At 67.3% G+C, this 13,951-nt stretch carries 11 protein-coding genes and 1 pseudogene; 9 read left to right on the forward strand and 3 right to left on the reverse strand.

What is annotated here, in order from left to right:
* From NKF06_RS16200 to NKF06_RS16225, 6 genes and pseudogenes are all read left to right on the forward strand, one after another.
* Positions 1 to 1,172: pseudogene (locus NKF06_RS16200) on the forward strand (phosphomannomutase); the annotation flags it as partial.
* Between the two features lie 171 nt (positions 1,173 to 1,343).
* A complete protein-coding gene (locus NKF06_RS16205; RefSeq protein WP_058827003.1) occupies positions 1,344 to 2,474 on the forward strand; it encodes a BMP family protein in 1,131 nt (376 codons plus the stop codon).
* Positions 2,475 to 2,697: 223 nt separating this feature from the next.
* A complete protein-coding gene (locus tag NKF06_RS16210; protein ID WP_253245997.1) occupies positions 2,698 to 4,257 on the forward strand; it encodes an ABC transporter ATP-binding protein in 1,560 nt (519 codons plus the stop codon).
* Positions 4,254 to 5,522, forward strand: a complete 1,269-nt coding sequence (locus NKF06_RS16215) for an ABC transporter permease (RefSeq protein WP_058827005.1) — start codon at positions 4,254 to 4,256, stop codon at positions 5,520 to 5,522. Before NKF06_RS16210 ends, NKF06_RS16215 begins: the two co-directional genes overlap by 4 nt.
* Complete coding sequence (locus NKF06_RS16220; RefSeq protein ID WP_058827006.1) at positions 5,519 to 6,622, forward strand: ABC transporter permease; 1,104 nt, start codon at positions 5,519 to 5,521, stop codon at positions 6,620 to 6,622. Before NKF06_RS16215 ends, NKF06_RS16220 begins: the two co-directional genes overlap by 4 nt.
* A gap of 159 nt (positions 6,623 to 6,781) precedes the next feature.
* Positions 6,782 to 8,197: a geranylgeranyl reductase family protein gene (locus NKF06_RS16225; protein ID WP_058827007.1), complete on the forward strand. Its 1,416-nt coding sequence runs from the start codon at positions 6,782 to 6,784 to the stop codon at positions 8,195 to 8,197.
* Here NKF06_RS16225 and NKF06_RS16230 read toward each other — a convergent pair.
* Both NKF06_RS16230 and NKF06_RS16235 read right to left on the reverse strand, forming a co-directional pair.
* Positions 8,172 to 9,449: a HAMP domain-containing sensor histidine kinase gene (locus NKF06_RS16230; RefSeq protein WP_253245998.1), complete on the reverse strand. Its 1,278-nt coding sequence runs from the start codon at positions 9,447 to 9,449 to the stop codon at positions 8,172 to 8,174. The genes NKF06_RS16225 and NKF06_RS16230 overlap by 26 nt on opposite strands.
* 149 nt (positions 9,450 to 9,598) lie before the next feature.
* Complete coding sequence (locus NKF06_RS16235; RefSeq protein WP_253245999.1) at positions 9,599 to 10,882, reverse strand: amidohydrolase; 1,284 nt, start codon at positions 10,880 to 10,882, stop codon at positions 9,599 to 9,601.
* Positions 10,883 to 11,010: 128 nt separating this feature from the next.
* Here NKF06_RS16235 and NKF06_RS16240 point away from each other — a divergent pair, with 128 nt between their 5' ends.
* Positions 11,011 to 12,561, forward strand: coding sequence for a Na+/H+ antiporter NhaC family protein (locus tag NKF06_RS16240; RefSeq protein WP_058827010.1), 1,551 nt, complete (start codon positions 11,011 to 11,013; stop codon positions 12,559 to 12,561).
* Positions 12,558 to 12,821, forward strand: a complete 264-nt coding sequence (locus NKF06_RS16245; protein WP_253246000.1) for a hypothetical protein — start codon at positions 12,558 to 12,560, stop codon at positions 12,819 to 12,821. Before NKF06_RS16240 ends, NKF06_RS16245 begins: the two co-directional genes overlap by 4 nt.
* 60 nt (positions 12,822 to 12,881) lie before the next feature.
* Here the strand turns inward: NKF06_RS16245 and NKF06_RS16250 are convergent, their stop codons facing one another.
* Positions 12,882 to 13,211 (reverse strand): uS10/mL48 family ribosomal protein, encoded by a 330-nt coding sequence (locus NKF06_RS16250; RefSeq protein ID WP_004977130.1) that lies wholly within the window; start codon positions 13,209 to 13,211, stop codon positions 12,882 to 12,884.
* A 159-nt stretch (positions 13,212 to 13,370) separates the two neighbouring features.
* Here NKF06_RS16250 and NKF06_RS16255 point away from each other — a divergent pair, with 159 nt between their 5' ends.
* Positions 13,371 to 13,826 carry a bis(5'-nucleosyl)-tetraphosphatase gene (locus NKF06_RS16255; protein WP_004977131.1) on the forward strand — a complete coding sequence of 152 codons (456 nt, stop codon included), beginning with the start codon at positions 13,371 to 13,373 and terminating at the stop codon, positions 13,824 to 13,826.
* Positions 13,827 to 13,951 lie beyond the last annotated feature (125 nt).

Here is a 13,951-nt window from a genome sequence, read left to right on the forward strand (position 1 = left end):
CTCCGCCGGCGCGGACGTGACCCGCGTGGGCGTCGTCCCGACCCCGGCGCTCGCCTTCGCCTCGCGTGGTCGCCGCGGCGTCATGCTCACCGCCTCGCACAACCCCCCCGACAGACAACGGCATCAAGATGTTCGTCGACGGGCAGGAGTACGACCGCGACCTCGAACGCGACATCGAGACGCGGGTCGAGGCGGACGCGCCCCCGGCCGACTGGGACGACTGGGGTTCGACGGGGACGAGCGGCGTCCTCGACGCCTACCGAAGCGCTATCGTCGCGTTCGCCGGCCGGCACGGGGCGGCCCTCGACGGCCTCAACGTCGCCGTCGACTGCGGCAACGGGATGTCCGCGCTCGGCACGCCGCAGGTCCTCCGCGACCTCGGCGCGCGCGTCGTCACGCTCAACGGGCAGATAGACGGCCACTTCCCCGGGCGCGAGTCGAAGCCGACGCCCGAGACGCTCGCGGACCTCATCGCGTTCGTCGCCGACGGTGACTTCGACTTCGGCATCGGCCACGACGGCGACGCCGACCGCATCGTCATCATCGACGGGAACGGCGAGGTCGTCCACGAGGACACCGTCATCGCCATCGTCGCCGAGCACTACGTCCGCGTCTCCGACGCCGACGACCCGGTCGTCGTCACGACGCCGAACGCCTCGGGCCGCATCGACGAGCGGGTCCGCGAGGCCGGCGGTCGCGTCGAACGCGTCCGCCTCGGCGCGCTCCACGAGGGCATCGCCAGCGCCCGCGCCGGCGGCGGCGACGTGGTGTTCGCGGCCGAGCCGTGGAAGCACATCCACCCGTCGCTCGGCGGCTGGATAGACGGCGTCGCGTCGGCGGCGCTCATCGCCCGTCTCGCCGCCGAATCCGGCATGGCCGGCCTGCGCGAATCAGTCACGGAGCGCCCGTACCGCAAAGTGAGCGTGCCGTGTCCCGACGAGAAGAAGCGGGCGGCGATGACGGCGCTCGAAACCTCGCTTCCCGACGCGATGGCCCCCGAGTCGGTCGACACCGAGTACGGCGTCCGACTGGAGTTCGCCGACGCGTCGTGGACGCTGGTCCGCCCGTCCGGCACGGAACCCTACATCCGCGTGTACGCGGAGGCCGACGACGTGGACGCGCTCGTCGACGAGGTGACGGCCGTCGTCGAGGCCGAAATAGAGGTCGCCTGAACGGGCTTCCCGGCGGAGGTGACCGGTGAGGTGCGAACTCGACGCCCGCGGACGTGAACCGTAGACCCGTTCTCTAGGATTTGCAAACGTGGTGATGCGACGGCGCTGAAACCTCGAAACGACACCTTTATGCAATTTTCGCGGCCCCTGTCTCAATAGGAGTTCATAGATATGGACAGACGTTCTTTTGTCAAAGCGGCAGGGGTCGCGGGCATCGCGGGCCTCGCAGGTTGTACGGGCGGACCGTCCGAGGGGAGCCAGGAGACGACGGCGACGACGACCGAGGAGTCCGGCGGCGAAGAGACCACCACGGCCGAGCAGACGACCGAGGAGTCCGGTCCGGCGGCCAACGTCGGCATGGTCTACGCGCTCGGCGGTCTCGGTGACAAGTCGTTCAACGACGCCGCGAAGCGCGGCATCGAACAGGCGGAATCGGAACTCGGCATCGCCTACGACGAGGCTCAGCCCTCGGCGGCGGAGGAGTTCCCGCAGTTCCAGCGCCGGTTCGCGCAGTCGTCGAACCCGGACTACGACCTCGTGTCGTGTATCGGCTACGCGCAGAAGTCCGCGCTCTCCGAAACCGCGCCGAGTTTCTCGGACCAGAAGTTCATGATCGTCGACGACGTGGTCGACGAGGACAACGTGGCGAGCTACCTGTTCCGCGAGGAGCAGGGCTCGTTCCAAGTCGGTTACCTCGCCGGCCTCATCACGACCCAGGAGTTCTCGGCCGGCTCCGGCTCGACGACGGCTGACTCGAAGAGCGTCGGCTTCGTCGGCGGCACCGAGACTGAGCTCATCCGCAAGTTCCAGGCTGGCTACGAGGCTGGCGTGGCGCACGCGGACGAGGAAATCTCCGTCGACGTGGCCTACGTCGGGTCGTTCTCCGACTCCGCGAAGGGCAAGGAGATTGCCACCTCGATGTACGACAACGGCGCTGACGTCGTCTACCACGCGGCCGGCGGCAGCGGCCTCGGCGTCTTCCAGGCGGCCAAAGAGCAGGGCAAGTTTGCCATCGGCGTCGACTCCGACCAGTCGCAGACCGAGCCGAACTACGCCGACGTCATCCTCGCGTCGATGGTCAAGCGCGTCGAGTCGGCGGTGTACACCTCCGTCGAGAACGTCGTCAACGACGAGTTCAACGGCGGATCCACCACGACGCTCGGCCTCGAAGAGGACGGCGTCGCCGCCGTCTACGGCGCGGAACTCGGCTCCGAAATCCCGCAGGACGTGAAGGATTCGCTCTCTGAGTCCCGCGAGGCTATTATCGCCGGCGACATCGAGATTCCGACGACGACCGAGTAACGCCGCACTCGACACTCGCATTTCTTTCGACGCCGCGCGCCGAGCGACAGGATCCCCAAATGTTGGAGTCAATGTTGCCGGTTTCGCACCGCGGGCAGTCGAACATGCTCGCGGGTTGAACGTTCGAACCCCCCGAGAACCGCCGCGACGATCCGTGTGGACCACTCCCGCGCCGACTCGAATCCCACGAGTTTAAGCGAACCCCCCCGAAAAAAGGGTCAAGATGAGCACCGCTGTTCATCTCGACGAAATCACAAAACGGTTCCCCGGCGTCGTGGCGAACGACGACGTGGACCTGACCGTCGAGCGCGGCACGGTGCACGCACTTCTGGGAGAAAACGGGGCCGGCAAGACGACGTTGATGAACATCCTCTACGGGCTCTACGAACCCACTGAGGGGACCGTCCACGTGGACGGGGAACCGCGGGACTTCGATTCGCCCGCGGACGCCATCGACGCCGGAATCGGTATGATTCACCAGCACTTCATGCTGGTCGACCCCATGACGGTCGCCGAGAACATCGTCCTCGGCAACGAACCGCGCAAGTGGTTCGGTACGACCGTCGACCGGGAGCGTGCGCGCCAAGAGGTCATCGACCTCTCGAACCGATACGGATTCGACGTGAACCCCGACGACGCTATCGAGGACGTGAGCGTCGGCGTTCAACAGCGCGTCGAGATTCTGAAAGCACTCTACCGCGGGGCCGACATCCTCATTCTGGACGAGCCCACCGCGGTCCTCACCCCGCAGGAGGTCGAAGAGCTGTTCCGCGTCTTCGAGGAGCTGACCGCCCAAGGCAAGACGATTATCTTCATCAGCCACAAGCTCGGGGAGGCGATGCACGCCGCCGACGACATCACCGTCCTCCGAAACGGGAAGAACGTCGGCACCGTCAAGGCTGACGAGACCTCCAACGAGGAACTCGCCGAGCTGATGGTCGGCCGCGAGGTCCTCCTCGAACCGAAGGCCGAGCCGCAGGAACCGGGCGACGAGGTGCTCGCGGTGCAGCACCTCTCGGCCGAGGACAACCGCGGCATCCCCGCCGTCTCCGACGTGTCGTTCGATATTCGCGAGGGCGAGGTGTTCGGCATCGCCGGTGTCGACGGCAACGGCCAGTCGCAGTTGGTCGAGGCCATCACCGGCCTGCGGACGCCGACCGAGGGCTCGATTTCCTACAAGGGCGGAGACATCACCGACGCCTCCCGCCGCTCCCGCATCGCCGACGGGATGGCGTACATCCCCGAGGACCGCCACGAGCGCGGGCTCGTGATGGACTTCGACCTCGTCCAAAACGGCATCCTCGGGAGCCAGCACAGCCCGACGTTCGCCGCCGACGGCCGGATAAACTGGTCCGACGCGCGCGACCACGCGGAACGAATCATCGACGAATACGACGTTCGACCGCCGCACGCCGACGCCGACGCGGAGTCCTTCTCCGGCGGCAACCAACAGAAGTTCATCGTCGGCCGCGAGTTCGAACGCGAACCGGACCTCGTCGTCGCCACCCACCCGACCCGCGGCGTGGACATCGGCGCGATGGAGTTCATCCACGAGCGGCTCTTGGACCTCCGAGCGGAGGGGAAGGCGGTTCTCCTCATCTCCTCGAAGCTCGACGAAGTGCAGGGTCTCTCGGACCGCCTCGGCGTCATGCACGACGGCGAACTCATGGACATCGTAGACCCACGCAACACCACCGAAGAAGAGATCGGCCTGCTCATGGCCGGCGAACGCCCGAACGCCGCCGAGACCGACGCGGAACCGCCCGTGGGTGACGCCAAATGAGCGCGGCCGAGAACGCGAAGGCAGTCCTCCGGCGGCTGACGGCCGCCTCTGCGACGGAGCGCATCCTCATCAGCTTCGCCGCGCTCATCATGGCCGTACTCGTCGGCGCGGTCATCATCCTCGTCTCCGGCCGCATCACGACGTGCCAGACCGCGGCGACGACGCTGTTCGGTACCGGCTTCTGTTACGACCCCGTCGAAGTGTACCTCGTGTTGTTCAACGGGGCGCTCGGCGAGCCGTTCCTCGTGAACAGCCCGGGGATTCTCAAACCGCTCAACCCCAACTGGAACCCGCTGAACTTCGGGTTCGCGCTCACGCTCAAGGAGACGACGCTCCTCATCTTCACCGGCCTCTCGGTCGCCGTCTCCTTCCGCGCGGGCCTGTTCAACATCGGGACGCAGGGACAGCTCATCCTCGGCGGCCTCGCGACGGCGCTGTTTTCGTTCTTCGTCGCGCCGCTGCTCCCGTCGGGGCTCGTCGGCGGCCTCATTCTGATTCCGCTCGCCATTGTCGTCGGCGCGCTCGTCGGCGGCCTCTACGGCGCGATTCCGGGGGCGCTCAAGGCCTACGCCGACGCCAACGAGGTCATCACGACCATCATGCTGAACTTCATCGCGGCGCAGATCGCGTTCGTCCTCGTCAGCGAGTTCTACGGTAACCCCGACTCGCAGGTCGTCGAGACGACGCCGATTCCCGACTGGGCGACGCTCCTCCCGGTGGCGTTCCCGCAGGGCGGCGACTTCTCGATTCTCGCGCTCGCGTTCGGCCTCGCGCTCGTCGTCGCCGTCTGGTTCCTGCTCGAACAGACCTCGTTCGGGTACGACCTCCGGACGAGCGGCGAACAGCCCGAGGCCGCCGAGTACGGCGGCGTCGACGCCAAGCGCACGACCGTCACGAGCATGTTCCTCTCCGGCGCGCTCGGCGGCATGGGCGGCGCTATCTGGGTGCTCATGGTCATGGGCAAGTGGCAGGCCGGCGTCCCCGCGCTCGGGTTCGACGGCATCACCGTCTCCATCCTCGCGGGGAACAACCCGTTCGGGGTCGTTCCGGCGGCGCTCCTGTTCGGGACGCTCAAATCCGGCTCCCTCGCGGTCCAGTTCGGGACCGGCGTCCCGAAGCAGCTCGTCGGCGTCCTCCGCGGACTCATCATCCTGTTCGTCGCGATGCCCGAGTTCTTCCGCATGCTCGGCTCCACCATCGACCTCGAACCGGACCGCGAGACCGTGGCCACGGACGGCGGCCGCCTCGGAGGTGACGACGAATGAGTACGACCACTATCGACCGGCTCCGCGACACCGAACTGTCTTACAGAGCGACCCTCGCCGGCGGGGCGCTGAGCGTCTTCCTGCTCATCGCGCTCCTCGGTCTCGCGTTCCCGAGCAGTATCTGGGGCAACTTCCTCGCCATCCTCACGAGTCGGAGCACGCTCTCGTCGGCGCTCCGGCTCTCGGTGCCCATCACCTTCGCCGCGCTCGGCGGTATCTTCTCCGAGAAGGCCGGCGTGGTGAACATCGGACTGGAAGGCCTCCTCATCATCTCGGCGTTCACCGCGGTCATCACGACGGCCGTCGTCGGCCCCGAGATGACCGTCGTCGGCCTCCCGGCCATCTGGATCGGCTTCTTCGCCGGCATCCTCTCGTCGGTGCTGTTCTCGGCGCTGTTCGCCGTGGTCTGCATCCGCTTCAAGGCCGACCAAATTATCGCCGGCCTCGCCGTCTGGCTCATCGCGCTCGGCCTCGCGCCGTTCGCGGCGACCGTCTACTACGGCGGCGTCAACACCGACAACCTCGGGACGACCCTCGGGACGTGGACGATTCCCGTCCTCTCGGACATCCCGTTTTTCGGCGCGTTCTTCGACGCCGACCCCGCGGTGTACATGATGCTCGTCGCAGTCCCGGCGTCGTGGTACGTCCTGAACCGCACGGCGTTCGGCCGCCACGTCCGCGCGTCCGGTGAGAACCCCAAGGCGCTCGACACTGTCGGCGTCGACGTGAGCCGCGTCCGCTACGCGGGCGTGCTCCTCTCGGGCTTCCTCGCCGGTGTCGGCGGCTCCGCGCTGTCGCTCGGCCTCGGACAGTTCGTCGGTAACAACCAGACGATGGTCAACGGGAAGGGCTTTATCGCCATCGTGGCGTACCTCTTCGGGAACTACAACCCCATCGGCGCGTTCGGCGCGTCGTTCCTCTTCGCGGGGCTGGAGGCCGCCCAGATTCGCCTCCAGCAGGTCCCCGGCTACGCCATCCCCGACTCGCTCATCCAGACGATTCCGTACGTGACGGTCCTCGTCGTCCTCGCGCTCGTCGGCCGCACCCGCATCCCGGAGGCGGCAGGCGAGCACTACGACACCGGCGACGACAACCGCTGAGCGACCCGGAACCCTCGGTTTCTCCGTTTTCTCTTTCCCGTTTCTCCGATTTCGCCCGTTCGAGCGTCGCATCCCGGCCGGGGCGGTTCCCGTCGAACTCGCTCCGCGCGGTCGGTGCGGGAGTAAAGAGTTTTCAGCCCGCGATATGGAGGTGATACCATGTCCACAGACGAGAACGACACCGCCGAGGAGTCCTCGGCGAGCCCACGGACCCAGTCCGTGGACGTGGTGGTCGTCGGCGCGGGAACCTCCGGCTGTTACGCCGCCGCCACCATCGCGAACGCGGGCTACGACGTGACCATCGTCGAGCGGAAGTCCGCGGAGGAAGCGGGACACATCGCCTGCGGGGACGCCCTGAAGGGCGCTGACGCCTTCCCCGAGGCGATTCCGAAGTCGAAAATCGAGCCCGCGTTCACCAACACCGAGGTCGACCACGGCCGCTTCGAGATTCCGCAGGAGGACACCGTCCTCGATATCCCGGTCCCCGGCGAACTCGCCGTCATCGACCGCTGGGAGTACGGCCGCCTCATCATCGAAGGCGCGGACGAGGCCGGTGTCGAACTCCACTACGACACGGTTGTCCAAGACGTGAAACAGGACGACGACGGCACCGTCACCGGCATCGTCGGCAAACACGACGGCGAGGTCGTCGAGTACGACGCCGACATCGTCATCGACGGCGCTGGCTCGCTGTCGCTCCTCCAGGACAAGGTGGACTTTTCCGACGCCACCTTCGACACGAACGTCTCCTATCAGCACTTCTCGTCGGCGTACCGCGAGGTCGTCGAGGTTCCCGAACCCGTCGAGTGGTCGGACGCGCTCGTGTTCAAGCCCGCCGAGGTCGCCGCGGGCTACGTCTGGTACTTCCCGCGGACCGAGACCGAAATCAACGCCGGCCTCGGCTTCCAGATGACGGAGGAGCCGATGAAGCTCGTCGACGACCTGAAGAAAGACCTCCGGGAGCGTCCCGAGTTCGAGGGCGCGGAGGTCATCGACAAGCTCGGTGCCGCGCTCCCGACCCGTCGGCCCTACGACTCGGCGACTGCGCCGGGGTACATGGCCGTCGGCGACGCCGCGGCCCACGTCAACCCGACGACCGGCGGCGGCATCGCCGGCGCGGCCTACGCCGGCAAGTACGCCGGCGAGCAGGCTGCAATCGCGCTCGAAGCCGGCGACGTGAGCGAGGAGATGCTCTGGCGTTACAACCAGCGCGTCATGGACCACTTCGGCGGCCGCTACGCCAGCCTCGACGTGTACAACATCCTCTCGACCGCCGTCGACGTGGACGACCTGATGGGCCTTATCGCCTCCATCCCCGGCGAAAAGCTCGCAGAAGCGCTCTACTCCGGGACGACCTCGTTCGGTCCCGTCCTCCTCGCGCAGACCGCGGCGTCGAGCTACGGCCACTGGAGCCAGATTTACGAGTTCTTCAAAATCAAGCGCCTCGCCGACGAACTGCTGGCCCACTACGGCCGCTACCCGAGTCGGCCGAGCGCCCTCGAAGGGTGGAAGGTCGAGCGAGACCGCATCATGGACGACATCTACGAACTCACGGGCGCGGACCCGAAGTACTGACCTCGGTCTCCGCCGCAAACGAGACGTTTCGGAACTCGAACCGGGCACCGCCGTTTTCGCCGTCCGTCGCCGACACCTCCCAGCCGTGCGCGTCGGCGACGCCGGAGACGATAGCGAGGCCGAGGCCGGTCCCTCGCGAGTCGGTGCTGTAGCCCGACTCGAAGATGCGCTCGCGTTCTTCCGGCGGGATGCCGGGGCCGTCGTCCTCGACGAAGAAGCCGTCGTCCAGCGGGCCGACCCGGACGTTGACGCCGGGCGTTCCCCCGTCGGTGGCGTCCGGCACCGGTCGTCTGACTCCCGGGTTCGGTGCCTCGTCGGGCGACGGTCGACCACCTGCCGTGTCGCGCTCGGCTGGGTCGGACGCGGTCTGGTTGCCTGTCGAACTGCGTTCCACAGCGTCGTCGGATGAAATCCGACTGCCCGTCGAGCCATGCTCGACGGCGTCACCAGACGTAGTCTGGTTGCCTGTGGAGCCGTGTTCCACAGCGTTCCGAAACAGGTTCTCGAAGACGGCGGTGAGCCGTCCCCTGTCGGCGAGCAGTTCCGCGTCGGCCTCGACGGTCAGGCCCGACGCGCCGAGACTGGTGTTCGTCACCGCGTCCGCGGCCACGGTGGCGAGGCTGACGCGCTCGACCTCGCCGACCGACTCGCCGGCTCGGGCGAGCTGTAACACGTCTTGGATGAGCGCCTCCATCCGGTCGTGGGCGTCGGCGACCGTCGAGAGGTGCTCGGTCCCGTGGCCGTCGCGGGCGAGTTCGAGCCGCATCTGGGCGACGTTCAGCGGGTTTCTGAGGTCGTGGGTGATGACCGAGGCGAACTGGTCGAGCCGATCGTTGCGGCGGCGGAGGTCCGTCTCGCGGGCGTCGCGGTGGGTCGACCACCGGATCGCGCCGACCGCGAGCGCGACCGACCCGACGAGGAGCGTCCCGTCCTCGAAGACGAGCGTGAACGCTTCGGGCTGGACGACGACCTCGTCGACCGCGTCGCTGACGGCGTAGACGGCGACCAGCGCGGTTCCGACGTACAGCGGTCGCCAGACCGTCTGCACGTCGCGGACGCTCCCGACGACGAACGCACCGACGAGCGGAATCGGAACCAAGAGGAGTTCCACGGCGAACCGGAGCCAGTGAACCTCGGGGCTGTCGGGGAAGACGGCAACTTGGACGACCGCGACGCCGACGGCGATGCCGACGACTGCGAGACCCGGACGCAGGTCTGCGTCTTCGGTCGATTCACCTCCGAGGAGCCTCATCGCTGGCGGCTATGCACGGGGGGGGACAAATAACCGCTGGCGGTTCGTCGCGGACGGTCCGTTCGATCGCGCGTCGGCTCAGACGAGTCGAGTCGGCCGAAAACCGCTCGAACGGCGCTCTCAGCTCGTCTAGGTTCGTCTTCGTCGGCTCAGGGTCGGTCGGCCGCGATTCGTTCGACGCTGCCGGCGAGTACGTCGACGGCGATACCGATGGTCGCTTCGTCCACGTCGAACGTCCGGGTGTGGTGGCCGCCGGGGTGGTCGGTGCCGACGCCGACGTAGGCCGCGAGGCCGCCGCGGTCCTGGACGTACTGCATGAGGTAGGTCGCGTCCTCGCTGCCGCCGAGGTCGTCGCTTTCGAGAATCGAGGTGACGCCTTCGACTCCCTCGCTCACGCCGCCGACGATGGCCGCGAGCGCGTCGTCGCTCCGGGCGCTCGGGGCCTTCCCCTCGACCCCGATTTCGACCTCGCAGTCGTGCATCGCGGCGGCCGACTCGATGACGGTGTGGGCGCGGTCTTCCATGTACTCCATGAGTTCCGTCGTCGCGCCGCGCACCTCGCCTTCGATGAACGCCTCTTCGGCGACGATGTTCGTGGCCGTGCCGCCGCCCATCAGGCCGACGTTGACGCGGGTGGGTCCATCGGAGTGCCGGGAGATACCGTAGAGGTTCTGCGTGGCGGTCGCGGCCGCGAGGTTCGCGTTCTTTCCCTCCTCGGGTTTCGCGCCCGCGTGGGCCGGGGCGCCGGTGAACTCGGCGCGGAAGTGCGACACCGCGAGGAAGCCGCCGACGCCGGCGACGACCTCACCCGTCGGGTGATCGAGGCCGACGTGGACCGCGAGCAGGTAGTCCACGTCGTCGAGGTGGTCGCCCTCGGCGACGGCCTTCCCGCCGGCGACCTGCTCCTCGCTCGGCTGGAAGAACACCTTGAACGTCCCCTCGAAGTCGGAGTCGAGGACGGCGTCGAGGACGCCGAGACCGATCGTTGCGTGGGCGTCGTGGCCGCAGGCGTGCATGAAGCCCTCGTTTTCGGAACGGAAGCCCTCGGCGACCGGGAGGTGGTCGCCGTCCTCGGACTCGGTGATGGGGAGCGCGTCGATGTCGACGCGGAGCCCGACGGTCGGGCCTTCGCCGCGTTCGACGACCGCGACCGCGCCGGTGTAGCCGCCTGTGAGGCGGTCGAGGACGTCCTCGCGCGCGCCGGCCTCGCGGGCCCGTTCGAACCACGCGTCGAGTTCGGCGTCGTCGGGGACGGCCATGCGCTCGTCGGCGTCGAGTATCTCCGGGCCGACGTAGAGCGCGTCGAGGTCGCGCGTCTCCAGTTCGTCGACGAGGCGGGCGGTGGTGTAGAACTCGCGCCACGCGGGTTCGGGGTGGCGGTGCAGGTCGCGGCGAAGCGAGACGAGGTCATCCATCGTCGCTCGGTTGCTCATGTCCGGACTCTTTTCTCCCGGCGATGATAAACGCTCCCGACGATTTGTGGCCGAGAAACTCAAGTTTGGAAGAAATAGTTGGAGGAAATTCGTGCCTATTATATATCACAGTCAATCTCTGACAAACGATGCCAGAAGAACCGGACATCGAGCTCAGTTTCCGTGGCGGGCGCCTCGTGAGCGCTCTGCCCATCGCCCTGTTCATCGCGTGGGCGATTTTCCAGAGTGGTATCCTCGGTATCGGCGATACGACCGGCCTCGTCGCGGGGATGCTGACAGGACTTATCGTGGGACTACTGTTCGTCCGGGGAGATTGGAAGGACTACGCGGACGTCATCTTCGCCGGCATGACCCGCCGGGTCGCCGCGACGGCGGTCGTCGCGTGGCTCTGGGCGGGCATGTTCGCCGAGACCATCCAGGTCGGCGGCTTCGTCGACGGCCTCGTCTGGGCAGCCACGGTCTTGAACGTCGGTCCGGGGCTGTTCCCGGCCGTGACGTTCCTGCTCGCGGCACTGTTGGCGACCGGTATCGGCACCGGCTACGGCACCGCAATCGCCTTCACGAGTCTCGTCTTCCCGGCGGGGCTCCTCCTCGGGGCGAACCCCGTGTTGCTGTTCGGTGCGATTCTCTCCGGCGCGGTGTTCGGAGACAACCTTGCGCCCGTCAGTGACACCACCATCGTCTCCGCGGTCACGCAGGACGCCGACATCGGCGGCGTCGTCGCCTCCCGCGTGAAGTACGCCGTCGTCGCCGCGACACTCGCAATCGCGGCGTACCTCGTCGCCGGCTTCGGAATCCCCGGCGTCTGGAGCGGCATGCCGTACGTCGACGTGGCCGGCGAGGTTTCCGCGTCGGTGTCGCCGTGGGGGCTCGTTCACCTCCTCGATATCGCCGTGGTCATCGCGCTCGCCGTCCGCGGTCGACACATCATCGAGGCCGTGTCGTGGGGACTGCTCCTCGCGGCGGCGTTTAACCTCACGCTCGGCGCGGCGAACTTGGTGGACGTTTCGGCCGGGAGCATGCTCCTGTTCAGCGCGCCGCAGAACGGCCTCACGCAGGCGGTCGAGGCGCTTCCCCTCCTCGGGGCCGTCGTCGAGACCGTCCCCGCGGGACAGGTCGGCGTCGGCGGGAGCGTCTACTCCGGCGCGGCCGGCTTCTTCCCGCTTATCGTCCTGACGCTCCTGCTCGTCGCGGGCGCGGAAGTCATGCGCGCCGGTGGCGGCTTCGACGCGATTCAGGAGCTCGTCATCGACCGCGTCGCCACGACGGTCCGCCGCGCGGAGACCACGATGGTCGTCGGGACGGCGCTCGTCAACGCGACGGTCACCATCAACACGGCGGCCGAAATCGCCATCGCGCCCTACGTCGCCACGCTCGGCAAGCGCTTCAACATCAACGGCTACCGCCGCGCCAACATCCTCGACGCCAACACCTCGGCGCTCGGCTACATCTTCCCGTGGGGTGGCGGCCTACTCGCTGGCTACGGGGCCATGCAGGGCCTCGTCGGCGGCGAGGCGACGCCGTGGTTCACGGCGGAGATGCTCGTGAACCCCGCGTCGGTCTTCCCCTACGTGTTCCACGGCTGGTTCCTCGTGGCGGTGTTCCTGTTCGCCGCGTGGACCGGCTACGGCCGCGAGTACGTCTCCGACCGCACGAGTGAGGAGGTGAGCCGCGTATGAGCCGCCTCGATAAGCTCTTGGCCGGCTGGACGTTCCGCACCGCGACGCCGACGTTCGAACCCGGCGAGGTCATCGCGGCCTACGTCAGCGAGCGCAACGGCGACGGTCTCACCGTCCGCATCGGCGACTCGGTCATCCGGGTCGAAGACGGCGGCGGCGCGGCCGTCGAAGACAAGGTTCGGCTGGAGGTCACGTCGTTCGACGCGACCAACCACGTCGGTACCGGCGAGGTAGTCGAAGTCCTCGGGCCGGACGCCTGAGCGGTCAAAAAACGACAAAAAGCGCAGACCCGCGTCTTCTTTCGCGCTCCGTGACTACCGTCAGCGACGGTGACCGAGCGGTTTCTTCTGTTCGACTTCGATTTCGAGGTGGACGCTGTCGGGGAACTCCTTGAGACCGACCTCGCGGGCGATCTGGTCCGCGCCGTGGATTTCGAGCCGACGGGTGTACACGGGGTAGGACCACGACGAGAACTGGTCGCCGGGTTGGAGCGTCCGGTACTGCGGGACGCTCACCTGCTTCGGCTGGTCGGAGTGGGGGCCGCGGCACTCCGCGCCCTTCCGCTCGACGAACTGCTTGAGGTCGTCGACCACTCGGTCGAGGACCGCCTTATCACCGCTTTGAAAGGTGAGTTTTGTGACGAAGGCCATAGCTGGGTACTACTCCTTGTTGCACGCTCCGACGGTAAAAGCGCATCTACACGAACCGGGGACTCCGGGCCTCCGCCACCCGAATCCCGAACGAACGACCGTGCGAACGCGCTACAATCTCCGATACCCTCTTAAAGGGTGGCACGTTTATTTCGGGTAATGGCAGTCGAAGCGGTTAGCGCTGGAGCCATTCTCTTCCGCGACACCCGCGGCCGGAGGGAGTACTTACTCCTGAAGAGCCGTCCCGGGGACTGGGAGTTCCCGAAGGGCGGGGTCGAAGGGGACGAGGAGCTTCAGCAAACGGCAATCAGGGAGGTCAAAGAGGAGGCGGGAATCCAAGATTTCCGTCTCATCGATGGCTTCCGCGAGGACTACAGCTACGTCTTCGAGGCGAACGGTACGACGATTCACAAGACGGTCCACCTCTTTATCGCACGCTCGTTTGAGGCGTCCGCGGAGCTCTCGACGGAGCACCGCGACCTCCAGTGGCGCGACTACGAGCAGGCCATCAACACCATCACGCAGGACGGCCCCCGCGAGATATTCGAGCGCGCCCACGAGTTCCTCGACGAACTCGCCGAGCGGAACGAGGGCGAACACAAGTACCTGAAGTAGCGTCGGTCGGTTCGGCCGACGCCCGAGACGCGACACCCACGAGCGACAGCGCCGCGATTCAGCGCGGGGGGCGCGGGCGGCGACACCCGCGGCGTCGTCGGGCCGGACTCAGAAGCCGCCCGACC

Source organism: Haloferax sp. AB510 (assembly GCF_024136985.1).
In the GTDB taxonomy this organism is placed as follows: domain Archaea; phylum Halobacteriota; class Halobacteria; order Halobacteriales; family Haloferacaceae; genus Haloferax.